This is a genomic window from Vibrio fortis, from assembly GCF_024347475.1.
In the GTDB taxonomy this organism is placed as follows: Bacteria; Pseudomonadota; Gammaproteobacteria; order Enterobacterales; family Vibrionaceae; genus Vibrio; species Vibrio fortis.
This window is the reverse complement of sequence record NZ_AP025487.1, coordinates 1,493,658-1,517,523: the sequence shown is the minus strand read 5'-3', so window position 1 is coordinate 1,517,523 and position 23,866 is coordinate 1,493,658. Positions and strand designations below refer to the sequence as shown.

Sequence of the window (23,866 nt, the reverse complement as noted above, 5' to 3'; positions counted from 1 at the left end):
AACCAGATTTGTTATTTAACACTGGTAAAGGGGGCTGCATTACTATTTTCCATCAAACGGAAATAACTCCACATTTTAACAATTTCTTTAGAAACAGAGCGTTAACGAATTCTGTTGAGCACAGCGTACATATCACTCTCTTCACCTTCGAGTGTTAAAACGTCACTATTGAGGGTATAGCGTGTACCGTGCTCACCATCTTCATAAAGCAGAACTAATTGGTCGCCTTCTGTGTAATAAACACCGCGCTGCACGATCTCATCACCTGTTTCATCAGAGACTCTGAACATGAAAACGAAATCTGGTTGTAGAACTAAATCCATCTTCTGAATATTACTCGCTCTCAAATCACTACCTGATAATTCAGCGCTCGACCAAATCCCTGCCAGCGCATTGGGTAGAGCTTTAGTAAACAAAACACCGTTGAGATTCAGCATATTGTGATTACTGCTGTATGAGTAAACCTGTGGTTCTGCCGTGTTTAGGCCAAGAATAATCGTGTCGCCATTGGCGTTATACATCCCTTCCCAATGATCAACGCTAAAGTCTTTTTTTTGAATATCGATACTGAATGTGTAATTGGAATCAAGGGTAAGTTTAATTGCTCTGAAGTCTTCAGTACCGTCTTCAGGGTTTGGGTTAAGTAGGTACCAATCACCCAGCAAAAGTGGAAGATCGAAGTGCGACAGATTACTGTCACTCTTAGCTGGTTGAGTTGGCTCAGTAGGTGTCGGTGCAGCACCTTCTCCGGCTGTAGCGATAAATGATAGACAAGATAGTGTCAGAAGTATCCATTTCATACGCGCCCCCTTATGTTTCTTTAAGCTTAGGCACGTTATTCATATAAAGCGAAAAATATGATCCAAATCACTAAATTTTACTTACGAAGTAACATTTTTGTCATCCCAAAAGGAATAGATGCATGTTTGTGGCAACCATAGATAATAAAAAAGCGAGCACAAGGCTCGCTTTTTTCGCTCAACAAGAATTACTTATTGATCATATCGAGCATGATCGCAACTGACTCATCCAAGTAAGCGTCAGGGGCTTCGTAGTCTTTAGGCACATCATCCAGTGTCTTAAAGGCTTCTTCACCGTTAGCTTTTTGACGCAGGTTGATACGTTCTAAACGAAGTGCTTCTGCTGTGTCAGTCTCTTCTTGTCGCATTTTCTCGTTTAGAGAAAGCGTATTGTCGTCTTTATCCGCTTTATATTTTTCAATATCTTGAGCGATAAATCCGAACTCCATATCTTTAGCAATACGAGCTTGGTGTTGTGTTGTCAACTTTGCAATTTGCTCATCGTTACGCTGTAACACAGAGTATTTTGCTTTGTCGATACTATCCCAAGGCAGCGCATTGTCCTCTACACTCTCACCTGTTTCTGCAGGATCGACTGGCGTTGGATAAGCAATATCTGGAACTACACCTTTATTTTGTGTACTACCGCCATTGATTCGATAGAACTTCTGAATGGTGTACTGAACATAACCTAGCTCTTTATCGAATAAATCGTAGATATGATTCAGTGAACGGTGCTGTTGTACCGTGCCTTTACCAAATGAGTTCTCACCTAAGATGATCGCGCGTCCGTAATCTTGCATTGCCGCCGCAAAGATTTCCGAAGCTGAAGCACTGTATCGGTTGATCAAAACCGTCAACGGACCTTGATAGCTGATTTCGCCATCAGTATCGCTGTTCACTTTGACACGACCATAGCTGTCACGAACTTGAACTACCGGACCTTCTTTAATAAACAGACCAGAAAGTGCCGTTGCCTCAGTCAGTGCACCACCACCGTTGTTACGAAGATCAACAATGATGCCGTCAACATCTTGTTTCTTAAGCTCAGTAATCAGCTTATCAGTATCTTTTGAAAGGCCAACATAGAAGCTCGGTACTTCAAGAACACCAATCTTCTTACCGTCTTTCTCAATCACTTCAGACTTAACGGCTCTGTCTTCGAGACGAATCTTATCGCGTACAATTGTGACAACGTGACTTTTTGCATCTTTACCGTCAGGCAAGATCTGAAGCTTAACCTTAGTCCCTTTTGGGCCTTTGATTAATTGAACAACGTCATCAAGTCGCCAGCCAATAACATCAACGATCTCTTCGCCATCTTGCCCGACACCAACTATACGGTCACCCTCACCTAACTGCTTGCTGTTAGATGCAGGACCACCAGCCACTAATGAACGAATCACCGTGTAGTCATCCGTCATTTGCAATACTGCTCCAATTCCTTCCAATGAAAGATTCATTTCAGATTGGAACTGCTCTGCATTACGTGGTGATAAGTAGCTAGTATGCGGATCAACTTCACGAGCGAATGCATTCATGTAGATCTGGAAAGCATCTTCGTTATGCGATTGAGTAATTCGCTTCATCGCATTGTTGTAACGCTTTTCCAAAACTTCTTGAATTTCAGGCCACTCTTTTCCAGTCAGCTTAAGATTTAACGCATCGTATTTAACACGTTTGCGCCAAAGTTCATTCACTTCTGCGGTATCTTTAGGCCAAGCTGCTTCACTGCGGTCGAGTTCAATGCTTTCATCTACATCAAACTTGATCTCTTCATCAAGCAAAGACAGCGCATATTGAAAACGCTCAAAACGCTTTTGCATTGATAGATTGTAAACATCAAAAGCAATCTGGTTATTACCGGCTTTTAGTTGATCATCAAGCTGAATAGCTTTAGAAGTAAAAGAGTCGATATCCGCCTGAGTGAAGATATTGCGGTTGTAATCGAGCATCTCTAGGTAACGATTAAAAATAGCTTGAGAGAAATCGTCGTTGAGATTGAAGTGTTTATAGTGAGAACGTGTGAAACGAGAAGTGACACGTTTACTCGCGGTTTCATGTTGGACTTCAGGAGCGAGTAGAGGTAAATCATCCTGATCGAGTTTGGCTTCGAGAGCCTGAGCTGAAGCTGCTAGCCAAAAGCTAGCAGCAATCAGTGTCAATTTTGAACGGCATTTCATGCGTAGGAGTATCTCCTTTAAGCGCGCAAGTGCTCCGCTTTAACAACCATTTGTAGGCCGTTTGCTAACTGAACACGTACATCTTCCTTATTGATTTCAACAATGGTCGCAGCCATGTTTCCTTTACCCATGTTCACATTCACTTCTTTGCCAGTAACGAATTCGTCAGCATTTAGAGCGCGTGTTTCAACAGGCTTTTCTACTTTTGGAGCTTTTGGTGCTTGACGACGAGGCTGTTGAGCTTTCTTCGCCTTTGGTTTTGCTTTGTTCTCTTCGCGAGCTTTTTGCGCTTGCTCTTTACGACGAGCTTGTACTTTCGCTTTGCTTTCTGCAAGAGTCGCTTTAGCGTGCTCTACGTGCTCTTCTTCTAGAACACCACATGCGTTGCCATCTAGGTCAACACGCTCTGCACCAGCTTTTACGCCGTGCAGGTAACGCCATGATGAAGTGTACTGTCTTAACGCTGCACGTAGCTGAGTCTTGCTTACTTTCTCGTCTTCATTTAGACGTTCAGCAAGATCTTGAAAAATACCAATTTTAAGTGGTTTAGCTTCACCTTCTAAAGTAAAGCATTTAGGGAAACATTCAGCAATATATGCGATAACTTCTTTGCTGTTTTTTAACTTTTCAGTGTTTTCCATGAGGGTTCCTGGTTTTTGCGGTTTTTCCGCGAGCATTAAGAAAATATTTTTACGTATTATAGAGAGATGCTTGGGAAAAACCACAGTAAGAGAATAATTTATGCCTTGTTCGTATGCGAATTAAGCAGCTTTTCCACTTCTGCCATGAAAAATGTCAGTCCTTCCTCGTCAATTTCACTAAATCGACCAACATTTGGGCTATCGATATCAAGTACACCAGCAATTTCACCATTAATAGAGAATGGGATTACGATCTCTGAGTTACTAACGGCATCACAAGCAATGTGACCTTCGAACTCATGTACGTCGTATATACGTTGTACAGAGTTTGTTGCTACCGCCGTTCCACATACTCCGCGGCCAATTGGAATACGAACACACGCAGGCTTACCTTGAAATGGGCCAAGAACCAACTCATCGCCTTTCATTAAGTAAAAGCCAGCCCAGTTAAGATCGTCAAGTTCCATCGCCAGTAATGCACTGATATTTGACAAATTTGCGATCATATCGGTTTCTGATTCGATTAAAGCGACGGCTTGTTTGGTTAAGCGATGGTAATGTTCTATTTTCATATTAACTTCCAATTAAATTGAGACTTCCATTATTAAGAGAACGCAGTAGAATGCGGCCACCAACCCAAATAGGACTTATTCTCATTAAAATGACCAATTCAGATGACACTATTAGCCGCGCTTGGCTTATAACTCAAGTAAAAAAACACAAGTCCAAACTGGTGTTTGCCAACATTATTGCCATTATCGCCACGCTTATCAGCGTCCCTATCCCACTCTTAATGCCTTTAATGGTTGATGAAGTGTTACTCGACAAGCCTGCATCTGGCCTAGATATGATGAATCATCTATTGCCAGCTTCAATGCAAACGCCTACCGGTTACATTGCACTGACACTCCTATTGGTCATTGTGATGCGCACAGTTAGCCAAGGACTGAACATTCTGCAAGGTCGACAATTTACTCTTGTATCCAAAACGATCACTTATCAGATGCGCAGTAAGATGATCGACAAGCTTGGTCGCATCAGTATCAGACAATACGAAACCAAAGGCAGCGGTGGCATCAATGCTCACTTAATCACTGACATAGAGACCATCGATAAATTTATTGGTTCAACACTGTCTAAATTCCTTATTAGTTTTCTCACAGTCCTAGGCACATCCATTGTCTTGCTGTGGTTGGAATGGCGCTTAGGCCTGTTCATTTTATTGGTTAACCCTGTTGTTATCTATTTCTCGCGAAAGCTTGGTAGTAAGGTCAAACACCTTAAGAAACATGAAAACCAGTCATTTGAGCGCTTCCAGAACCGTTTGGTCGAAACTCTCGATGGCATTTATCAATTAAGAGCGGCCAATAAAGAACGTATTTTCCTCGACGAACTAAAGCAGCAAGCTAATCAAGTTCGAATTGATGCCGACAAATACGCTTGGCAATCGGAAGCAGCAGGTCGATTATCGTTCCTTCTGTTTTTGCTCGGCTTTGAACTGTTTAGAGCTGTCGCGATGTTGATGGTCTTGTTTAGCGATCTGACCATCGGCCAAATCTTTGCGGTATTTGGTTACCTATGGTTTATGTTAGGCCCTGTACAAGAACTACTTGGTATTCAGTTCTCTTGGTACAGCGCTAAGGCCGCACTGAAGCGTATTAATGACTTGTTGACACTTGAAGAAGAGCACCGCCCGGTCAGCAAAGTGAACCCATTTTCTGAAAATAAAGAAGTGTCTGTTGACATTGAAAATGTTACATTCTCTTACACTTTAGAAAACACTGTTTTAAACAAGCTTTCTCTCTCAATTCCAGCGGGTAAGAAAGTCGCACTGGTAGGTGCCAGTGGTGGTGGTAAATCTACACTCATCCAATTGCTGATTGGGGTTTATCGCGCAGATTCAGGCCATATAAAATACAATGGCGAGACGACGGATGACATCAGCTTTGATGTAATTCGAAATCAAATAGCCGTTGTTTTACAACAGCCTATACTCTTCAACGATACATTAAGGCATAATCTGACCCTTGGAGCAGATTACGATGAAATGTCGTTATGGCGTGCGCTAGATATCGCTCAGATGCAAGACGTTATTGCGCAATTAAATGATGGGCTAGATACACAAATCGGCAAGAATGGGGTTCGCCTATCCGGTGGCCAAAGACAGCGCTTGGCAATTGCTCGAATGGTGTTGAGTAATCCTAAGTTTGTTATTCTCGACGAAGCGACGTCTGCGCTCGATACTGCAACCGAAGCCGCTCTGCATAAAGCGTTAAGTGAATTTTTGAAAGATCGCACAACATTGATTGTTGCGCACCGACTTTCAGCGGTAAAACAAGCTGATCTCATCTATGTATTAGAAGATGGGCAGGTAACACAAACGGGTACACATGGTGAATTGGTTGAACAACAAGGACTGTATCAAACACTCTATGGGAGTGTGCAATCTCACGCCTAGTATTTGTTCACCAACAGATAAGGGCAAGTTCACAGCTTGCCCAACACACCATCACTCGTTTTTAACCCACAGCAACCAAATTAATGAATGGAGGTATTATGGCCTCCACTTCTAAAACACCAACTCAAACTGTTCCATTATCCGAACGTCATCAGAACGAACCACAAAATGTGCGCCTTTGCCAAGGGTGCGAGTTACCGGTAGACAAAACCGATGTTCCTAGTGGCAAATCAGCATACTGCCCTCGTTGCGGCACTCAGCTTTATCGAGGTGGTTCTCCGAGCTTATCAGGCAATCTAGCGATAGCTGTCACCTGTCTACTGTTGTTCATTCCATCGCACTTTTTCGATTACATTAGTATTCGTCTGATTGGTGTGATGATTCCCGCTACGCTCCCTTCTGGGGTATTTACGTTGATGGCGGAAGGTTTCCCGCTCCTTGGGCTATTAATTCTATTTTGTAGTTCAATTGCGCCATTTCTTGTATGTAGCTCAGTATTACTCGCTCACCTTGCTTTAGACATGAAGTGGTTTACGCCATTTCGTTATTCACTAGCCATCGTCCAAACTCTCAAACATTGGATGATGCTAGATGTATTCTTGGTCAGTGTTGCGGTCTCTTGTTTTAAGCTCCAAGACTATTCCGATATTTTTGTCGGCCCGGGGCTTATCGGCCTACTGCTTCTACAGCTGTTTAGTGTTCTTCTAGTGAGCCGAATTAGTGTTCGCCGATATTGGGAAGCATGGAAAGCAGAGACTACATTTAATTTTGATACTTCTAAAAGTGTCCATTGTCATAATTGTCACCTCTCTCAACCAGAGGGAGAAAATTGTGTGCGTTGTCATCACCAGCTTTATCATCGCAAACCCTATTCGATTCAAAAGACATGGTGTCTCCTGATTGCTGCATCTGTTGCAATCATACCTGCCAACGTCATCCCTATTTCAATACTTATAACCAACGGTCAACGCCTCGAAGATACAATAATCTCTGGTGTTGCCTCATTGGTAAACAGCGAAATGTACGGCATTGCCGCGATCATTTTTATCGCCAGTATCGTCGTGCCTGTCGCTAAGATTTTAGGGCTTGCCTACATTCTTATATGTATTCAAGTGAAAAGGACGCTCTACCGCCGTCAGCGTATGACGATCTATTTCATCGTAAAGTGGATTGGCAAATGGTCTGTAATGGATCTATTTGTTATCTCAATCATGATGACATTAGTCGACCGCGGTCAAATTCTTAATTTTACACCAGGATATGGTGCTGTGGCTTTTGGCGTTGTAGTGGTACTTACCATGCTCGCCGCTGAAAGCTTAGATCCTAGGCTTATTTGGGATAACCACACCTCTAATGATGGGTCAGTGAATGAACAACAATAACCAATCACAAACGTCGTACTCACCTGATATCAGGAAAAACAAAGGTATTTCACCTCTGTGGATTCTTCCGATACTGACTGTCGCTCTCGCCGGCTGGTTGGTAATGAAGTCAATTCACGATGCAGGGCAGCGTGTACAGATCTACTTCTCAGATGCGGCAGGTTTAATCGCGGGTAGAACTACCATTCGATACCAAGGCCTCGAAGTCGGTATGGTACGAGATATTACACTCTCTGAAGATCTTGAGAGCATCTACGTTGACGCAGACATCTACCCAGAGGCGAAAAAACTCCTTAGTAAAGGCACGCGATTTTGGTTAGTAAAACCAACCGCCAGCCTATCTGGAATATCAGGGCTGGATGCCTTGGTGTCTGGTAATTACATTGCGATTCATCCAAGTGAAACCGAGCAAGAGCCAGAAACAGTATTCACCGCTTTAGAGTCTTCACCTTCAGATCTGCTCGCTTCTCAAGGCTTAAACATCATGTTGACCGCGAAAGACCTCGGTGGTGTGTCGGTTGGCTCTCAAATCGTTTACCGCAAGATCCCAATTGGTGAGGTTTACAACTATCAACTTAATGAAAGCGGTAAGTCGGTAACGATTCAAGCAGCAATTAAAGATGAATACAGCCACATCATCACCGACCAAAGCCGCTTCTGGAATGTTAGTGGCTTAGGTGCAAGTATTGGCTTTTCTGGCGTTGACGTACGTTTAGAAAGTCTCAGCGCCCTACTTGGAGGTTCAATTGCGGTTGATTCACCAGGAGAAGGTCAGCCTGTCGAAATGAATACCAAGTTCAAGCTCTACCCAGATCTAAAGACGGCTGGACGTGGTATCTCAGTCAAGATTGCCGTGCCTGATGACAACAACATCAGCGCAACGGGTGCACCAATTATGTACCGTGGTATTGAAATTGGCCAGGTTACCGATCTTTCATTGAGTAAAGGTCGTGAAAATGTGGTTGCCTCTGCGGCAATTCAACCTGCGTTCAGCGATTTCTTAAACTCAGGCAGTAAATTCATCTTAGAAGAAGCCAAGCTATCTTTAACGGGCGTAGAGAACATTGGCAACTTAGTCACGGGGAACTTCCTTACACTAGTACCGGGCGAAGGTGACAAAGCGCGTCAATTTACCGCGATTCGTAAACACGAATACAATCAACAACAAGAAAAATCCGTTGCAATTCGCCTGACATCAAACAACTCATTTGGTCTAGATGTTGGGACGAACTTGCTCTACAAAGGCATTGCAGTTGGCTCGATCATTGAAGTGGGTCTTGTTGACGGAGTCGGTACTGGAAGTGATAGGCACGAAGTTTACATGGATGCGCTTATCGACAACCAATACGCGCATCTTATCAAGAGCAATAACCGTTTCTTCGTGACGGGCAGCGCCACTGCAGAGCTCACGGAATCCGGCTTGAGTGTCACAGTGCCACCAGCCAAACAACTGTTGACTGGCTCAATCAGTTTTGTAAGTGAAGGCCAAGCGAAAGTACAACCCAACTATCAACTGTTCCAAAGCAAATCATTGGCTGAATTGGCAAAGCTTAATCATAGTGGTTCAAAGTCGATCACTCTGTTTGCCAATGAACTGCCGCCTATCTCGAAAGGCAGTCCAATTCTTTATAGAAACCTTGAGGTGGGCACCGTTTCCGACTTCCAACTATCTGACGGTGGCGTGAAGATCAAAGCCAAGGTTGAGAATCGCTACACGCATTTAATTACAGATCAAACGGTCTTTTGGAATCGTTCAGGTGTTGAAGTCGATGCCTCTTTAGCCGGTGTGAATATCACAGCAGCCCCGATGAAAACTCTGATTCAAGGGGGTATTGCCTTTGACTCTTTGCCTGGCATCGATAATAAGATTGGTTCTTCTTGGAAGCTCTATGAAAATGCTAAGACAGCTCGTAAGTTTGGCCGTGCGATTCAGTTAGTCGCTGGTGGTGATATCGAGGTGGCAAAAGGAACACCGATTAAATACCAAGGTGTGACCGTTGGTGAAGTGACTCTCGTCGTTCCTAACTTCAACCGCAAGGGTATTGAGATCACCGCTCGAATTCTTCCGGAGTACGTAGATAAAGTCGCAGTTCAGAATAGTCATTTCTGGTTGGCGAGCCCTGAAATAGGACTAAGCGGAATAAAGAACGTTTCAGCACTATTGTCTAAGCATATTAGCGTTGAGCCAGGCTCAGGCAAGCACACTAATCAGTTTGTCTTAGACGATGCACCGATTGCGTCTCAAGGAAAAGTGTTTGTACTTCAGAGCGAATCTCGTGGCTCTGTGACCAAAGGCACCCCTATTCTATTCCGCGAATTAGAGATTGGCTCTGTGATTGATGTTCGCTTGGGGGAATTTGCTGATCGTATTATCTCAACGATTCGAATTGACTCTGAATATGCCTACTTAGTTCGCGCCAATAGCGTGTTCTGGAACGTATCCGGTGTCGATGTTTCTATTGGCCTGTCTGGCGCTAATATCAAAGCAGGTACGGTTGAAAGCTTACTGCGCGGTGGCATCACGTTTGCTACACCTCCAACAGATAAACTCCAACCACAAGCAGCAGAAGATCAATCTTTCTACCTTTACCCGCAAGCGGAAGATGACTGGAAAATGTGGCGCACCGCTATTCCTAAGCCTTAGTCACCAAAACGGTTCGAGGCGAACAATAATTAAACGTAAATGCAGCCAATTGGCTGCATTTTTATTATCTGGGTCAATTGTGGTTTAGCACTCACCCTTTTTGCTTTAAACTTGTCGCATTCAAGTCACAGCCGAGATAAACCCTTGCACGCTAACGTCTATATCCCCAAAGAGTTTCTTACTCACATCGAAACCTTTATGCCGAGTCATCTGGACATGGCTTCATTTATCGAGTCATGCCAAAAACCACTACGCAAAAGCATTCGAGTCAACACACTTAAGATCAGTGTTGAAGACTTCTTAGCGCGTGCAAAAGACAAAGGCTGGGAACTAGAAGCGGTGCCATGGTGTGATACTGGATTTTGGATCACAGCAGATGAGAGTGTAGTTCCACTTGGAAATACATCTGAGCATATGTCTGGTCTTTTCTACATTCAAGAAGCCAGCTCTATGATGCCACCTTCAGCACTGTTCTTTGGAAATGAAGAATATAGTGCTGTTCTGGATACCGCGGCGGCGCCAGGCTCTAAAACAACACAGATCGCTGCTTTAATGAATAACGAAGGCGTTCTGGTTGCCAACGAATACGCAGCAAGTCGTGTAAAAGTCCTTCATGCTAACATCGAACGCTGTGGTGTTCGCAACGCGGCGTTGAGTAACTTTGATGGCCGTGTATTTGGTGGCTGGTTACCAGAGACCTTTGATGCAGTTTTGCTCGACGCGCCATGCTCTGGAGAAGGTACTGTACGCAAAGATGCAGACGCGATGAAAAACTGGACCTACGACTCAGTAGTCGATATCGCGAACACACAAAAAGATTTGATTGAGAGTGCTTTCCATGCACTTAAAACCGATGGGGTTCTGGTTTATTCAACATGTACTCTGAGTACAGAAGAGAACCAACAAGTTTGTCACCACTTAAAAGAAACCTTTGGTGATGCCGTGGAGTTCGAGTCTCTTGAAGGTTTATTCGAGGATGCCAAAGCGACCCTAACTGAAGAAGGATTCCTACATATCTTCCCACAAGTATACGATTCAGAAGGTTTCTTCGTGGCTCGTATACGCAAAGTGGCTTCTGTGACGCCACCTCAGGTGAAAAAACGCATGGGTAAATTCCCATTTGAAAAAGCGTCGAAAAAAATACAACAAGAAGTTGAGGATCACCTCAATACTGCTTTGGATATCTCACTACCAACAGACGCTCAGGTTTGGCTACGCGACAAGGATGTGTGGTTATTCCCGGCTGCACTTGAGCCTATGATTGGTGAGCTACGATTCTCGCGCATGGGCATCAAGATCGCCGAGACACATAAGAAAGGCTATCGCTGGCAGCATCAAGTCGCAACATCCTTGGCTAAAGGAAACGAATCGAATGTCGTTGAGCTTACCATTGAAGATGCTCGTGAGTGGTTCATGGGACGTGACGTTCGCCCTGAAAGTTTATCAGGTAAAGGTGAAGTTCTTGTTAAGTTTGAAGGCGCAATAATTGGCCTTGGGAAATGGGTCGGCAACCGAATTAAAAACGGCCTCCCACGAGAATTAGTTCGAGATAAAAACTTGTTCTAACTCCTAAGCATAAAACCATAAAAGCCCGATATTTCACTCTTATTTTGATGTGATATCGGGCTTTTTCGTTTCTATCAGAGCGAGGTACGATGATTCAACAGTAACTCTGATGCATATCGTCAAATGCTACTGTTATTAAAACTATTAATAAATATATCTGCTTTTAAAGGGAATAAATCGCCATTTGGTAAAAATCGACTAAACTTGACCTATCAGACAGATAAATAGCGCTGTAAGCGTCGGCTCCTCGGAGCCCTTTCCCCTAAGCCCGGACAGGAACGTTTGGGCTTTTTTTTGTTTTGTGACAAACAAAAAGGAGCCCATAAAGAGCTCCTTCACAAACACGAACTTAAATAAGTCCTATCTAAACAAAGTGCGTTACTTAACTAAAGTAATGCCTTCTTTATCAATCGAGATTTTACCCGCTTTGTATAAGCCGCCGATCGTTTTCTTGAATGTACCCTTACTGGTACGGAAAGCAGAGAAGATAGCATCTGGTGAAGACTTATCATTCAGCGGTAAGAAACCGCCTTTTTTCTCTAAGAGATCGAGAATCTTAACACTCAAATCGTCCATCTTAGCCACACCCACTTTCTGCAAAGACAGGTCGATTTTGCCGTCTTCTTCGCGGATGTTCTTGATGTATCCTTTCAGTGTTTTACCGATGAAAAGTTTGCCAATTACATCTGATGGGAAAATCATCCCCCAGTGTTCGCCGTTTACGATTGCTTTGTAACCCAGTTGGCTGCGCTCAGCAATGATCAAATCAACTTGCTGGTTACGCTTGTAGTTTGCCGGTGTGTTATCTAGTAGCTTGTTAAATTTCGTTGTGCCTACAATACGGCTAGACGCTTTATCAATATACACGTAAACAAGAATAGATTGACCTTCATGCAGGCGACCACGCTGTTCACTAAATGGTACCAACAGGTCTTTACCTTTGATACCCCAGTTAACGAAAGCACCCGTACTGTTCACGCCTTCTACTTGCATCAAACCCCACTCGCCCACTTGTGCAATTGGAGTTTCTGTAGTTGCTGCAATCTGATTATCTGAATCGATGTAAAGCAGCACATCTAATTTTTGACCAATTTCAACGCCTTCAGGAGTAAACTTCTTTGGTAGCAACACGGTTCCATAATCGCTTGCGTCAAGGAATACACCGAAATCTGCTTGTTTTACTACTTCTAAGTTGTTTATTTGACCAATATTAATCATCAAAATTGTCTCTACATTAAATTTGGCAGAGATTATACGTGATCTCTGTTATGCTTTCGCTAGTTTCATTCATATTTTTACACTAGAGGAACTTTCGTTGATCACCGTTGATAAACAAGACGCGATTACACTAAAAATAAACCATGCAATGGCCAAGACCAAAAAACTCGACATGGACGTGTATCTCTTTGTTCCCGGTGAACTCGGACTGACACCAGAAGTCCTCTCTGAGAGCGCATTTTTCTATAGCTCTATTACGCAGAAACGCGCTTACTACAGTGATAAAACACTATTGCCTCTTGTTCACAGTCGTCTCGCAAAACGTGGGCGCCTCTCAACGACTCAATACCGTGTTAGTCTAAGTTTGTTCGCCTATCAGTATGTGATTGCTCTAGATAAGGCGGTGTCTAGCCTGAACAAGAATGATAGTGACACGGTCACGTCAGATGAAGTAGATGAGGTGATCGAGCTTGCTCTTGATATCCTTAAAAAGCTTCGTCGAAGCATTCCATATGAAGAAAACTTAAAGCGCTACTACGCCAACATCGATAACTACCTCTCTTGGTATACTGAACAAAAGTTCTTATCGCTGATCTCTCATATGCCTAGAGGCAGTGAATACTCAACGATTAAAGAACGCTTGATCGCTCTGTGTGAAAAAGAGACCGCACACCGAAAACTCAATCGATACAATTCGGCTAAAGTTCGTGAAGATGTGACTCGATTGAGTAACAAAATGCGTTTATTACGCCGTCTTATCGAACACCCGATTGTACTTCAAGAAAAAGCCGTTTCGATGGGCAACAACGTCAAGCGTGCCGTTAAAGGCATTGCTACTGGCTTAGTGATGGTATTTGTAACCACCACGGTTATTCTAGCTCGAGATTTCCTCGGAGAAATTACCGCCTCGTTTATTGTTGCTATGTCATTCATTTATGCATTACGTGAGATCTTCAAAGATGACTTGCGTGACATACTTTGGCGTTGGATTCGCAAAGGGAAACCAAAATGGAAACGCCGCTACCTTGATCCGACAACGAAGAAAGTCGTTGGACACAAACTTGAATGGCTGGATTACACGAACTTTTCAAAACTCGCAGACCGTATTCAAGCAATCCGCAAAAAACGTGTTGTGCAACGTGAGGAGCAGATCCTCCACTATCGTTCCCATACAGAGATGTCGACATCAACTTTTATGAGTGGTTACGAAGAGACGCGTGAGACACTCTCAATCAGCTTAAGGGCACTAACGCGTTTAATGGATAAAGGTTCAAACAAGGTTTATCGCTTGAATGACGGACAGGTCAGTCGTGAATCGGTCGAAAAACGTCACCTACTGAACCTAATCATCAAAGAGAACAATCATGATAGCGAACCAACCTATTATCGTTGGAAAATCGTTATGAACCGATCAAAGATCGTCGATATTGAAGAGATCACCCAAGTCTAGCAGTCACCTCTATGTGACCAAGTCACTTGGAGAAAGTTATACCTAAGTGTGAAGCATAAAGGTCAGCTTAACGGCTGACCTTTTTAATCGAGAGCGTTAAAATAAACTCTGCCATCGGCTCATCGCCATGCAGTGATGGGCAAGTAGCAATAATCGTTACGGGCTGATTGACTCTTTCTCCGGTTTTCATTGTCTCGGCCAACATATCGTTAATCAGACCACCATCACGACATGTAAAATGCACGTCACCTTCTGGCCTTTTTAAAAACTGACCACTCACTTCCTTAAAAGCCAATGAGATCTTCTCTCCTTGCTGCTGAGACTTACTCATTGCTAGAAAGCCACCGGCGACATCAGCCCCTACAGCAAGGACGCCAAAATACATACTATTGAGATGATTTTTGGTTCTTCTCTTTAAAGGGATTTTTACTTCTACATGAGAGTCATCTAACGCCAACAGTTTTGGTCTACATAGCCAAATTAAAGGCACTTTGAAAAAACCAAACATATTGAGATAAAAGTTAGCTTTCTGAAGTGGGGATAACATTACTGCGTCCTTGCTTTTTAGTTGTCAGACCAGTTAACCCAACACGCGTTTGAATGTCAAAAAAATGTTACAAAAAAGAGACCTAACGTTTCTTACTCTCTGATTCGCTTTGTTTCAGTGTATGTCTGCCCTACACAATACCTCCAAGCAAACTGATAAATCTAAGAATATTACCAATATCCGAGATAACTTTGACCTAAGGGAGTTTATTCCTCCGGTTAATTCCGTTATCTTTACTGCTTCGCAATAGAATAAAAAGCTATCACATGCCATTAAAAACTGATGAGTTGAGAACCCAAGCACTTGGGCCAATGCCAACTCCTGCCGAATTAGGCAACGCACACCCAATCACTGACGACGTTGCTGAGCGCATTGCAAACTCTCGCCGCCAAATCGAAGACATTCTCACTGGACGCGACGATCGTCTGCTCGTCATCGTTGGCCCTTGTTCTGTGCACGACACTGACGCAGCGTTAGATTACGCTGAACGCTTAAGCAAAATTCAAGAGCAATACAAAGACGAGCTATTCGTCGTAATGAGAACCTACTTTGAAAAGCCACGTACTGTTGTTGGCTGGAAAGGTCTGATTACCGATCCAAACCTGGATGGTTCTTATGCACTAGAAGCTGGTCTAAATAAAGCGCGTAAGCTTTTGCTAGATATCAATAAGCTTGGCCTCGCTACAGCGACTGAGTTTTTGGATATGATCACTGGCCAATACATCGCAGACCTGATCACTTGGGGCGCGATTGGTGCTCGTACTACTGAGTCACAGATTCACCGTGAGATGGCTTCAGCTCTTTCTTGCCCTGTTGGTTTCAAGAACGCAACTAACGGCAACATTAAGATTGCTATCGACGCGATCCGTGCTTCACAAGCTTCTCACTACTTCTATTCACCAGATAAAAATGGTCGTATGACTGTTTACCGTACTTCAGGTAACCCATACGGTCACGTTATTCTACGTGGTGGTGACAAAGGTCCTAACTTCGACGCTGAATCTGTTGATCAAGCATGCCAACAACTGGCTGAGTTTGACCTACCACAACGTCTTGTTGTCGACTTTAGTCACGCTAACTGTCAGAAACAACACCGTAAACAACTTGATGTTGCTAAAGACATTTGTGAGCAAATCAAGTCTGGTAAGAATCAAATAGCAGGTATCATGGCTGAGAGCTTCATTGAAGAAGGCAATCAGTCGATGAAAGACATCAACAACTTAGAGTATGGTAAGTCAATCACCGACCCATGCCTAAGCTGGGACGATACTGCGAGCATGCTTGAACTGCTTGCAACTGCAATTAAAGATAGAAACTTAGCTTAAGGAACTAACCATGCCTTCATTTGATATTATCTCTGAGATCGAAACTGTTGAACTGCGTCACGCGGTGGACAACGCAAACCGCGAACTAGCGACCCGTTTCGACTTCCGTGGTGTTGAAGCAAGCTTTGAATTCAAAGATGAAACAGTAAAGCTGTCTGCAGAGCACGATTTTCAACTAAAACAGCTTCGTGACATCCTTCGTGGCAACCTAACGAAACGTGGCGTTGATGTATCAGCGATGGAATCTCAAAAAGCTGACCAATCAGGTAAATACTGGCACCAAACCGTTATCTTTAAGCAAGGTATCGAGACTCCAGTTGCTAAAAAAATCGTTAAGCTAATTAAAGACAACAAGATCAAAGTTCAAGCTGCTATCCAAGGCGAAAAAGTTCGTGTAACAGGTAAAAAGCGCGACGATCTTCAAGCAGTAATGGCACTTGTTCGAAACGGTGAACTCGGTCAACCATTCCAGTTTGATAACTTCCGCGACTAATATTTGTTTAGCCGTATAAAAAAGCCTCAATGTTTACTAGCATTGAGGCTTTTGTATTTTTAAGTGCCTGTAGTTTCAGTTGCTACAGCTCGTCATCAGTTTAAAGACTGCGACCTGAAGCCAGCTTAACGTCAGTACCGATCAGTAAATTAAACTCGACGCTGCTTGGCGGTACAAAAACACACACTCGCAAGTTTTCACTGCGTGCCTTCATCAGCTTCGTAGATAACTCGCCACTGTCTTTAAATTGCTCGCGTTCCGCGTCACGACGACACAAGTCGATAAACTCAAATGGGCAGTCAACAGGATATAGAACAAGTTCTGCTTCCTGCATAAGGCGCAGCGCTTTGATTGAAAGAAGCTCAACGTCTGACTCAAACTCAATCCAAGTCACTTGCCCTAGTGAATCGACCTCTTCTTTTAGTGACTCTTGGTAGAACTTCTCTAGTTCATCACGTTCCGTGATGCGTTCTATACGAGGTGAAGACAGAAAACGCTCCCAAAACTTACGACGTTCATCAACTGTAGGAAACGTATCTTTGATCGAGTTGCGCTTTGACGCGCCAAAGTCAGCAAGTAGACCCAAATTCTGTGGTAATAAACTCTCAAATTTTTCACGAATATTGCGAACTAAGACCGGAGAAGCACCGCCACTCGAAATAGCGATTTGAATTCTTCCTCGGTTAATCATTGAAGGGGTAATAAAGTCACAGTATGGTTGATCGTCGACCACGTTTACCAAAATACCCATTTTTTTTGCATCACTATGCACTTGATGATTAAGCTCAGGATTGTCCGTTGTAGCCCACACTTGTAAATATCGACTCGACAACATTTGTGACGAGTAGAAGTTTTGTACCCAGTGCAGTTTATTTTCATCTATTAACTGCTTTAAATAAGGTTCAACCTTCGGCGATATAAGGGTTACATCGCCGCCAGCTCGAAGCAAACTATCGACTTTTCGACAAGCAACTTCGCCACCACCAACAACCAGAATCGGTTTGTTTTCGATGTCTAAAAACATTGGAAAGTAACGCATTTTCTTCCTTGAGACCTCTTTAATAACTATTCATGCATGCTACCAAATTTGGGGCATAATCCTAGGTGCATTTGCATAATTAAAATAATATTTCACCAAATTTAAGATTTTCTTAAGGTTAAAATTTCGACAGAAAATCACATAAACAAGATAATCAGCTAGACTATTAAGAATTTAGAAACCTAAATCTCGTTGCACCAACAGTGTGAGCCCTTGCACTATTTACATTCACGTAACATTTGGTCATTCTAAATGTGTCCGGATTTGTGATTTCACTCAAAAATCTTTTTAAATTATACATTTGAGAAACTGCAAATCCTTTCCTAACCTTATAAACAGTTGTTCAAATCGCACACAATGTTATTTGCAAAATGCAAACCATGATTTGAGTAACCGCGCTTAAAGGTAACAAAAACAAGCAACACAGCAAGCACAACACAAATCGAGCACGTGTATCAGGTGTCACCTGGTTTAACAAGGAAGGATACAAATGACAAATAAACTAACACTTCTTGCTTCAGTAGTAGCTGCATCAACTGCAATGATGGCAACATCTGCATCAGCGGCAGAAAGCACTCTGGACAAAGTCACATCTCAAGGCTTTCTTACTTGTGGTGTAAGTACAGGTCTTCCAGGGTTCTCTAACCCTAACTCAAAAGGTGAATGGGAAGGAATTGATGTTGAGTATTGTCAAGCTCTTGCAGCGGCTGTACTCGGTGATAAAACCAAAGTTAAATACGTACCTCTAACGGCTAAAGAGCGTTTTACGGCTCTACAATCGGGTGAGATCGATGTTCTGTCACGTAACACGACATGGACGCTGCACCGTGATACGGCACTTGGTCTGAACTTCGTAGGCGTTAACTACTACGATGGTCAAGGCTTTATGGTTAAGAAAGATCTTGGCCTAACGAGTGCTAAAGAACTAGACGGCGCATCTGTATGTGTTCAGTCTGGTACAACAACAGAGCTTAACCTTGCTGACTACTTCCGTAACAACGGTATGTCTTATAAGCCAGTGGTATTTGATACGGCTGCGCAAACATCTAAAGGTTTCGACGCAGGTCGTTGTGACGTTCTTACAACAGACCAGTCTGGCCTTTACGCACTTCGTCTAAATCTTGCAGATCCTAAGTCTGCTGAAGTACTTCCAGAAATCATTTCTAAAGAGCCACTAGGCCCTGTAGTTCGTCAAGACGATGACAAATGGTTCAACGTTGCTAAGTGGACACTGTCTGCAATGGTTAACGCAGAAGAGTACGGCATTACATCTAAGAATGCAGACGAAATGCTTAAGTCTAAAGATCCAAACATCAAGCGTATCCTTGGTGTTGACGGACCAAAAGGTAAAGGCCTAGGTATCCGTGATGACTGGGGTTACCAAGTTATCAAGCAAGTGGGTAACTACGGTGAGAGCTTCGAACGTACTGTAGGTACAGGTTCTCCACTTCAGATCTCTCGTGGTGTAAACGCGCTATGGAATGCGGGCGGCTTCATGTACGCTCCACCAATCCGTTAATAGCCACTACGTGATTACTTTACACAGCGGCTTCTAGCCAATCCTTTATATAGTTGATTGACCTAGAGTCGCTGAATTTACAACTGAGTAACACGAAATTAGGGCGGATTTCCGCCCTAACTGTTAAATGGATTTGAGGTTATTGCAGTATGAAACCTAATAACACTTCTATTCCTTCCCAGGAAAAGCCCCAAGCTAAAAGCGCCAACCTTCTTTATAACCCAACTTTCCGATCGGTCATTTTTCAGATCATCGCTCTTGGTGCACTCGCCGCTTTCTTCTATACCATTGTCAACAATGCGTTAACGAACTTGGATGCTCGCGGCATCGCTACCGGTTTCGATTTCCTTAGCCAAGAAGCTGGCTTTGGTATCGGTTTAACACTCGTCGAATATGACGAAACCTTTTCTTACGGTCGAACATTCATTGTTGGCCTACTTAATACCGCACTCGTTTCTGTTCTAGGTATCATCCTAGCGACGGTTCTTGGTTTTACCATGGGTATTGCGCGTCTTTCATCGAACTGGCTAGTTAGCCGATTCGCAGCGGTTTATATCGAAATTTTCCGTAATGTCCCGCTTCTACTACAAATTTTCTTCTGGTATTTCGCTGTTCTTCAAGCGCTACCGTCCGCTCGTCAAAGCTTAAGCCTTGGTGAAGCTATCTTCCTGAATGTTCGTGGTCTTTACTTCCCTGCGCCTGTTTTTGAAGCCGGCAGTAGTATCGTTATCGCCGCTTTCATTGCGGGTATTGTAGCGACTATCATCATCAACATTTGGGCAAACAACAAACAACGCCTTACTGGCCAACAGACTCCAATGGGACGTATTGCTCTGGGTTTAATTGTTGTCCTGCCTGTCATTGTTTACTTCATTATGGGTATGCCAATTTCAGCTGAATATCCAGCGCTTAAAGGCTTTAACTTCAAAGGTGGTATCAGCATCATCCCAGAACTTGCCGCTCTTATGCTTGCGCTAAGTATCTATACTGCGTCATTCATCGCGGAGATCGTTCGTTCTGGTATTAATGCTGTAAGTCACGGTCAAACTGAAGCAGCCATGTCTTTAGGTTTGCCACGTTCTCGTACTTTGAAGCTGGTGATCATTCCTCAAGCATTGAGAATTATCATCCCACCGCTAACAAGCCAATACTTGAACCTAACTAAAAACTCATCTCTAGCAATGGCGATTGGTTATCCTGATTTGGTTTCAGTATTCGCAGGTACAACTCTTAACCAAACCGGTCAAGCGATTGAGATTATCGCGATGACGATGGCCGTTTACCTCACATTGAGCTTATTAACCTCTGCGTTAATGAATATCTATAACCGTAAAGTAGCATTGGTGGAGAGATAAAATGAGCACACATCAATTTCAGCCTGATCTACCACCTCCAGCAAACACGGTGGGTGTCGTAGGTTGGCTTAGAAAAAACCTATTTAACGGTCCTGTGAATAGTGTTGTTACCGTAATTCTCGGTTACTTCGCATTCTCATTAATTTGGACTGTCTTTGACTGGGCCATCTTAAACGCAGACTGGGTAGGCACAACACGTGACGCTTGTACAAGCGATGGCGCATGTTGGGTATTCATCAGTGTACGTTGGGAACAGTTCATGTACGGCTTCTACCCTGAAGCAGAGCTGTGGCGTCCTCGCCTATTCTACTTCACGCTTGCTGTCTTCGTTGGTTTACTAGCCTACGAAGGAACACCAAAGCGTACATGGATTTGGCTATTCTTCGTTAACATCTATCCATTCCTAATCGCAGCTCTACTTTATGGTGGTGTGTTCGGGTTAGAGGTTGTAGAGACACACAAATGGGGCGGATTGCTGGTTACGTTAATCATCGCACTCGTGGGTATCGTGGTTTCACTGCCTATTGGTGTTGCGCTCGCGCTTGGACGACGCTCAGAAATGCCGATTATTCGTAGTATCTGTACTGTGTATATCGAAATCTGGCGTGGTGTGCCTCTTATTACTGTTCTGTTCATGGCATCTGTAATGCTTCCACTGTTCCTATCAGCTGGTTCAGAAACAGACAAACTACTTCGTGCTCTTGTCGGTGTGGTGCTATTCAGTGCAGCTTACATGGCGGAGGTTATCCGTGGTGGCTTACAGGCAATTCCTAAGGGTCAATATGAAGCAGCAGATGCACTTGGCCTAACCTACTGGAAGAAAATGGGGCTTATCATTCTTCCTCAAGCGCTAAAGATTACGATCCCATCGATCGTAAACACCTTTATCGGCCTGTTTAAAGATACCAGTCTGGTTCTTATCATCGGTATGTTCGATGTATTGGGTATCGGTCAAGCCGCTAACACCGACCCTGAGTGGCTAGGCTTTGCAACAGAAAGTTATGTATTTGTCGCGTTAGTGTTCTGGGTGTTCTGTTTTGGTATGTCGAGATACTCGATATGGCTAGAAAACAGACTTCACACCGGTCACAAACGATAGTTAAAGAGATCAAGGACGTATTATGACGCAACAACAAAACAACGAATCTCAAGAATTGATGATTGAATTGAAAGACATGAATAAGTGGTACGGTGAGTTCCACGTTCTTAAGAACATCAATCTAGAAGTTAAGAAAGGTGAGAAAATCGTAATCTGTGGCCCTTCGGGTTCTGGTAAATCGACCATGATTCGATGCATCAACCGTTTAGAGGAGCATCAAAAAGGCCATATTTTTGTTTCTGGTAATGAACTAACCGAAGACTTAAAGAATATCGAAGCGGTGCGTAGAGAAGTTGGTATGTGTTTCCAACACTTTAACCTCTTCCCTCACCTAACGGTTTTGGAGAACTGTACCCTTGCTCCAATTTGGGTGAAGAAGATGCCTAAAGAAGAAGCAGAAGCGATCGCGATGAAATACCTTGAGCGTGTTAAGATCCCAGATCAAGCAGACAAGTTCCCAGGCCAGCTCTCTGGTGGTCAACAGCAACGTGTCGCGATTGCACGCTCTCTGTGTATGAACCCACAAGTTATGTTATTTGATGAACCGACTTCCGCACTCGATCCTGAGATGGTTCGTGAGGTTCTAGATGTTATGGTTGAGCTTGCTGAAGAAGGCATGACCATGCTGTGTGTAACGCACGAAATGGGTTTTGCGAAAGAAGTTGCCGACCGAGTGATATTTATGGATGCCGGAGAGATCATCGAAGAAAACAATCCTGTCGACTTCTTTGAGAATCCACAATCTGATCGAACTCAAAACTTCTTGAGCCAGATTCTTCACCACTAGAATCGGTATCTACCTAACAGGGCAGCTATTTTTGCTGCCCTTTCTATTTTAGAGGATATGATACCGTCGCACAGTTACATTGTGTTACACCTTGAAAAACACTTAACTCTCTATTTTGATTATCATTTTAAGTAGACAAATTTAATGAAAGGCTTGATTTTTCGAACTTTCAGCCCCATAAATGTACTAATAACTATTGATATCACCTTACGAGGAAGATTATGAACAGCCCTATGTTTTCTCGCACAGCTTCTCAAGAGAGCGCTCTGCAAACAAATAAAGTACTGCGTAACACCTACGCGTTACTTTCAATGACACTACTTTGGTCTGCTGTTGTAGCAGGTATTTCGATGGCACTGAACCTGCCTCGTCCAGGTCTAATTATTATGCTGGTTGGTTTCTACGGTCTACTTTTCCTAACAGAGAAGAACCGTGATAACAGCATGGGTCTAGTATTCACATTCCTGTTTACAGGTTTCCTAGGTTACACCATTGGCCCTCTTCTTAACGCGTACATCGGTGCGGGCATGGGCGACGTGGTACTGACTGCTCTGGGCGGTACTGCACTATCATTTATGGCAGCATCAGCTTATGCACTAACTACTAAGCGCGACCTATCGATGATGGGTGGCCTAATGCTTTCACTATTCGTAGTGCTAGTTGTTGGTATGATTGCGAGCATTTTCATCCAATCAACAGTTCTACATCTAGCGCTTAGCAGCCTATTTATTGTGTTCTCTACAATGGCTATCTTGATGACAACTCAAGGTATCATCCGTGGCGGTGAAACTAACTACATTTCAGCGACAGTGACGCTGTATGTATCTATCTACAACATCTTCATCAGCCTACTGAGCATTCTAGGTATTATGGGTAACGACGACTAATAACATCGTCAACTTATTAATCCCGCAAAGCCCAAGATTCGTCTTGGGCTTTTTGTTTTCTATTGGCTATTATTTGTTGGGAAATATTGCTGAGTAATGTATCCTACGCCGCTGATTGATATGACTCTGGATTAAACATGTTTGAATATAACGGAAAACAAATCGAAACTGACGCTCAAGGCTATCTTTTAGACCACACGCAATGGGAAGAAGGAATGATCGAGATTCTGGCCGATGATGAAGGAATTGAACTCACCGAAGCTCACCTAGAAGTCGTTCATTTCGTCCGTGATTTCTATGAAGAGTTCAATACATCTCCCGCTGTCCGCATGCTTGTAAAAGCAATGGAGAAAGCTCATGGCCCTGAAAAAGGCAACAGTAAGTACCTGTTTAAGCTGTTTAAAAAGGGTCCAGCCAAGCAAGCAACTAAGCTAGCTGGCCTTCCTAAACCTGCAAAATGCTTATAAAGCGCT

At 43.4% G+C, this 23,866-nt stretch carries 20 protein-coding genes; 13 read left to right on the top strand and 7 right to left on the bottom strand.

The features are described from left to right. Positions 1-101: 101 nt before the first annotated feature. The 4 genes from OCV50_RS06545 to OCV50_RS06530 form a co-directional block, all read right to left on the bottom strand. Positions 102-800, bottom strand: coding sequence for a hypothetical protein (locus tag OCV50_RS06545; protein ID WP_239840821.1), 699 nt, complete (start codon positions 798-800; stop codon positions 102-104). Between the two features lie 188 nt (positions 801-988). Beyond that, positions 989-2,983: a carboxy terminal-processing peptidase gene (gene prc, locus OCV50_RS06540; RefSeq protein WP_261904031.1), complete on the bottom strand. Its 1,995-nt coding sequence runs from the start codon at positions 2,981-2,983 to the stop codon at positions 989-991. Between the two features lie 17 nt (positions 2,984-3,000). Beyond that, positions 3,001-3,624: an RNA chaperone ProQ gene (gene proQ / locus OCV50_RS06535; protein ID WP_239840819.1), complete on the bottom strand. Its 624-nt coding sequence runs from the start codon at positions 3,622-3,624 to the stop codon at positions 3,001-3,003. 98 nt (positions 3,625-3,722) lie between these two features. Then, complete coding sequence (locus OCV50_RS06530; RefSeq protein WP_261904030.1) at positions 3,723-4,196, bottom strand: GAF domain-containing protein; 474 nt, start codon at positions 4,194-4,196, stop codon at positions 3,723-3,725. An 89-nt stretch (positions 4,197-4,285) separates the two neighbouring features. Between OCV50_RS06530 and OCV50_RS06525 the strand changes: the two genes are divergently transcribed. The 4 genes from OCV50_RS06525 (at position 4,286) to rsmF (ending at position 11,674) form a co-directional block, all read left to right on the top strand. Further along, positions 4,286-6,082, top strand: a complete 1,797-nt coding sequence (locus tag OCV50_RS06525) for an ABC transporter ATP-binding protein (protein WP_261904029.1) — start codon at positions 4,286-4,288, stop codon at positions 6,080-6,082. A 98-nt stretch (positions 6,083-6,180) separates the two neighbouring features. After that, positions 6,181-7,464, top strand: coding sequence for a paraquat-inducible protein A (locus tag OCV50_RS06520; RefSeq protein ID WP_261904028.1), 1,284 nt, complete (start codon positions 6,181-6,183; stop codon positions 7,462-7,464). Beyond that, a complete protein-coding gene (locus tag OCV50_RS06515) occupies positions 7,451-10,108 on the top strand; it encodes an MlaD family protein (protein ID WP_261904027.1) in 2,658 nt (885 codons plus the stop codon). The genes OCV50_RS06520 and OCV50_RS06515 overlap by 14 nt, the downstream gene beginning before the upstream one ends. 144 nt (positions 10,109-10,252) lie before the next feature. Further along, the gene (rsmF, locus tag OCV50_RS06510; RefSeq protein ID WP_261904026.1) at positions 10,253-11,674 is read left to right on the top strand and encodes a 16S rRNA (cytosine(1407)-C(5))-methyltransferase RsmF; all 1,422 of its coding nucleotides are present in this window, start codon (positions 10,253-10,255) and stop codon (positions 11,672-11,674) included. A 378-nt stretch (positions 11,675-12,052) separates the two neighbouring features. Here the strand turns inward: rsmF and OCV50_RS06505 are convergent, their stop codons facing one another. Beyond that, positions 12,053-12,892, bottom strand: coding sequence for a CvfB family protein (locus OCV50_RS06505; protein ID WP_275665633.1), 840 nt, complete (start codon positions 12,890-12,892; stop codon positions 12,053-12,055). A 97-nt stretch (positions 12,893-12,989) separates the two neighbouring features. On the opposite strand from OCV50_RS06505, the gene OCV50_RS06500 reads away from it, so the two are divergent. Further along, entirely contained in the window at positions 12,990-14,342 is a 1,353-nt protein-coding gene (locus tag OCV50_RS06500; RefSeq protein WP_261904025.1) for a hypothetical protein, read from the top strand. Between the two features lie 67 nt (positions 14,343-14,409). Here the strand turns inward: OCV50_RS06500 and OCV50_RS06495 are convergent, their stop codons facing one another. Continuing rightward, positions 14,410-14,889 carry a PaaI family thioesterase gene (locus OCV50_RS06495; protein WP_239840812.1) on the bottom strand — a complete coding sequence of 160 codons (480 nt, stop codon included), beginning with the start codon at positions 14,887-14,889 and terminating at the stop codon, positions 14,410-14,412. A 266-nt stretch (positions 14,890-15,155) separates the two neighbouring features. Between OCV50_RS06495 and OCV50_RS06490 the strand changes: the two genes are divergently transcribed. Together OCV50_RS06490 and OCV50_RS06485 are read left to right on the top strand one after the other, a co-directional pair. Further along, the gene (locus tag OCV50_RS06490) at positions 15,156-16,214 is read left to right on the top strand and encodes a 3-deoxy-7-phosphoheptulonate synthase (protein WP_261904024.1); all 1,059 of its coding nucleotides are present in this window, start codon (positions 15,156-15,158) and stop codon (positions 16,212-16,214) included. A 10-nt stretch (positions 16,215-16,224) separates the two neighbouring features. Further along, positions 16,225-16,707 carry a YajQ family cyclic di-GMP-binding protein gene (locus OCV50_RS06485; protein WP_150872333.1) on the top strand — a complete coding sequence of 161 codons (483 nt, stop codon included), beginning with the start codon at positions 16,225-16,227 and terminating at the stop codon, positions 16,705-16,707. A 100-nt stretch (positions 16,708-16,807) separates the two neighbouring features. Here the strand turns inward: OCV50_RS06485 and OCV50_RS06480 are convergent, their stop codons facing one another. Continuing rightward, complete coding sequence (locus OCV50_RS06480) at positions 16,808-17,746, bottom strand: precorrin-2 dehydrogenase/sirohydrochlorin ferrochelatase family protein (RefSeq protein ID WP_261904023.1); 939 nt, start codon at positions 17,744-17,746, stop codon at positions 16,808-16,810. A gap of 490 nt (positions 17,747-18,236) precedes the next feature. Between OCV50_RS06480 and OCV50_RS06475 the strand changes: the two genes are divergently transcribed. The 6 genes from OCV50_RS06475 (at position 18,237) to OCV50_RS06450 (ending at position 23,860) form a co-directional block, all read left to right on the top strand. Continuing rightward, a complete protein-coding gene (locus OCV50_RS06475; RefSeq protein WP_150872329.1) occupies positions 18,237-19,265 on the top strand; it encodes an amino acid ABC transporter substrate-binding protein in 1,029 nt (342 codons plus the stop codon). Positions 19,266-19,414: 149 nt separating this feature from the next. Then, positions 19,415-20,620 (top strand): amino acid ABC transporter permease, encoded by a 1,206-nt coding sequence (locus OCV50_RS06470; RefSeq protein WP_239840809.1) that lies wholly within the window; start codon positions 19,415-19,417, stop codon positions 20,618-20,620. 1 nt (position 20,621) lies between these two features. Further along, a complete protein-coding gene (locus OCV50_RS06465) occupies positions 20,622-21,719 on the top strand; it encodes an amino acid ABC transporter permease (RefSeq protein WP_239840808.1) in 1,098 nt (365 codons plus the stop codon). A gap of 22 nt (positions 21,720-21,741) precedes the next feature. Beyond that, positions 21,742-22,506 (top strand): amino acid ABC transporter ATP-binding protein, encoded by a 765-nt coding sequence (locus tag OCV50_RS06460; RefSeq protein ID WP_239840807.1) that lies wholly within the window; start codon positions 21,742-21,744, stop codon positions 22,504-22,506. Between the two features lie 221 nt (positions 22,507-22,727). Continuing rightward, positions 22,728-23,393: a Bax inhibitor-1/YccA family protein gene (locus OCV50_RS06455; RefSeq protein WP_261904022.1), complete on the top strand. Its 666-nt coding sequence runs from the start codon at positions 22,728-22,730 to the stop codon at positions 23,391-23,393. Positions 23,394-23,530: 137 nt separating this feature from the next. Continuing rightward, entirely contained in the window at positions 23,531-23,860 is a 330-nt protein-coding gene (locus OCV50_RS06450) for a TusE/DsrC/DsvC family sulfur relay protein (protein ID WP_032549139.1), read from the top strand. Positions 23,861-23,866 lie beyond the last annotated feature (6 nt).

Coding starts and splice junctions, on each gene's coding strand:
- proQ (WP_239840819.1), bottom strand. CDS start 3,624: ATGGAAAACACTGAAAAGTTAAAAAACAGCAAAGAAGTTATCGCATAT.
- OCV50_RS06455 (WP_261904022.1), top strand. CDS start 22,728: ATGAACAGCCCTATGTTTTCTCGCACAGCTTCTCAAGAGAGCGCTCTG.
- OCV50_RS06450 (WP_032549139.1), top strand. CDS start 23,531: ATGTTTGAATATAACGGAAAACAAATCGAAACTGACGCTCAAGGCTAT.
- OCV50_RS06520 (WP_261904028.1), top strand. CDS start 6,181: ATGGCCTCCACTTCTAAAACACCAACTCAAACTGTTCCATTATCCGAA.
- OCV50_RS06465 (WP_239840808.1), top strand. CDS start 20,622: ATGAGCACACATCAATTTCAGCCTGATCTACCACCTCCAGCAAACACG.
- OCV50_RS06460 (WP_239840807.1), top strand. CDS start 21,742: ATGACGCAACAACAAAACAACGAATCTCAAGAATTGATGATTGAATTG.
- OCV50_RS06545 (WP_239840821.1), bottom strand. CDS start 800: ATGAAATGGATACTTCTGACACTATCTTGTCTATCATTTATCGCTACA.
- OCV50_RS06530 (WP_261904030.1), bottom strand. CDS start 4,196: ATGAAAATAGAACATTACCATCGCTTAACCAAACAAGCCGTCGCTTTA.
- prc (WP_261904031.1), bottom strand. CDS start 2,983: ATGAAATGCCGTTCAAAATTGACACTGATTGCTGCTAGCTTTTGGCTA.
- OCV50_RS06495 (WP_239840812.1), bottom strand. CDS start 14,889: ATGTTATCCCCACTTCAGAAAGCTAACTTTTATCTCAATATGTTTGGT.
- OCV50_RS06485 (WP_150872333.1), top strand. CDS start 16,225: ATGCCTTCATTTGATATTATCTCTGAGATCGAAACTGTTGAACTGCGT.
- OCV50_RS06525 (WP_261904029.1), top strand. CDS start 4,286: ATGACCAATTCAGATGACACTATTAGCCGCGCTTGGCTTATAACTCAA.
- OCV50_RS06470 (WP_239840809.1), top strand. CDS start 19,415: ATGAAACCTAATAACACTTCTATTCCTTCCCAGGAAAAGCCCCAAGCT.
- OCV50_RS06480 (WP_261904023.1), bottom strand. CDS start 17,746: ATGCGTTACTTTCCAATGTTTTTAGACATCGAAAACAAACCGATTCTG.
- OCV50_RS06490 (WP_261904024.1), top strand. CDS start 15,156: ATGCCATTAAAAACTGATGAGTTGAGAACCCAAGCACTTGGGCCAATG.
- OCV50_RS06475 (WP_150872329.1), top strand. CDS start 18,237: ATGACAAATAAACTAACACTTCTTGCTTCAGTAGTAGCTGCATCAACT.
- OCV50_RS06505 (WP_275665633.1), bottom strand. CDS start 12,892: ATGATTAATATTGGTCAAATAAACAACTTAGAAGTAGTAAAACAAGCA.
- OCV50_RS06515 (WP_261904027.1), top strand. CDS start 7,451: ATGAACAACAATAACCAATCACAAACGTCGTACTCACCTGATATCAGG.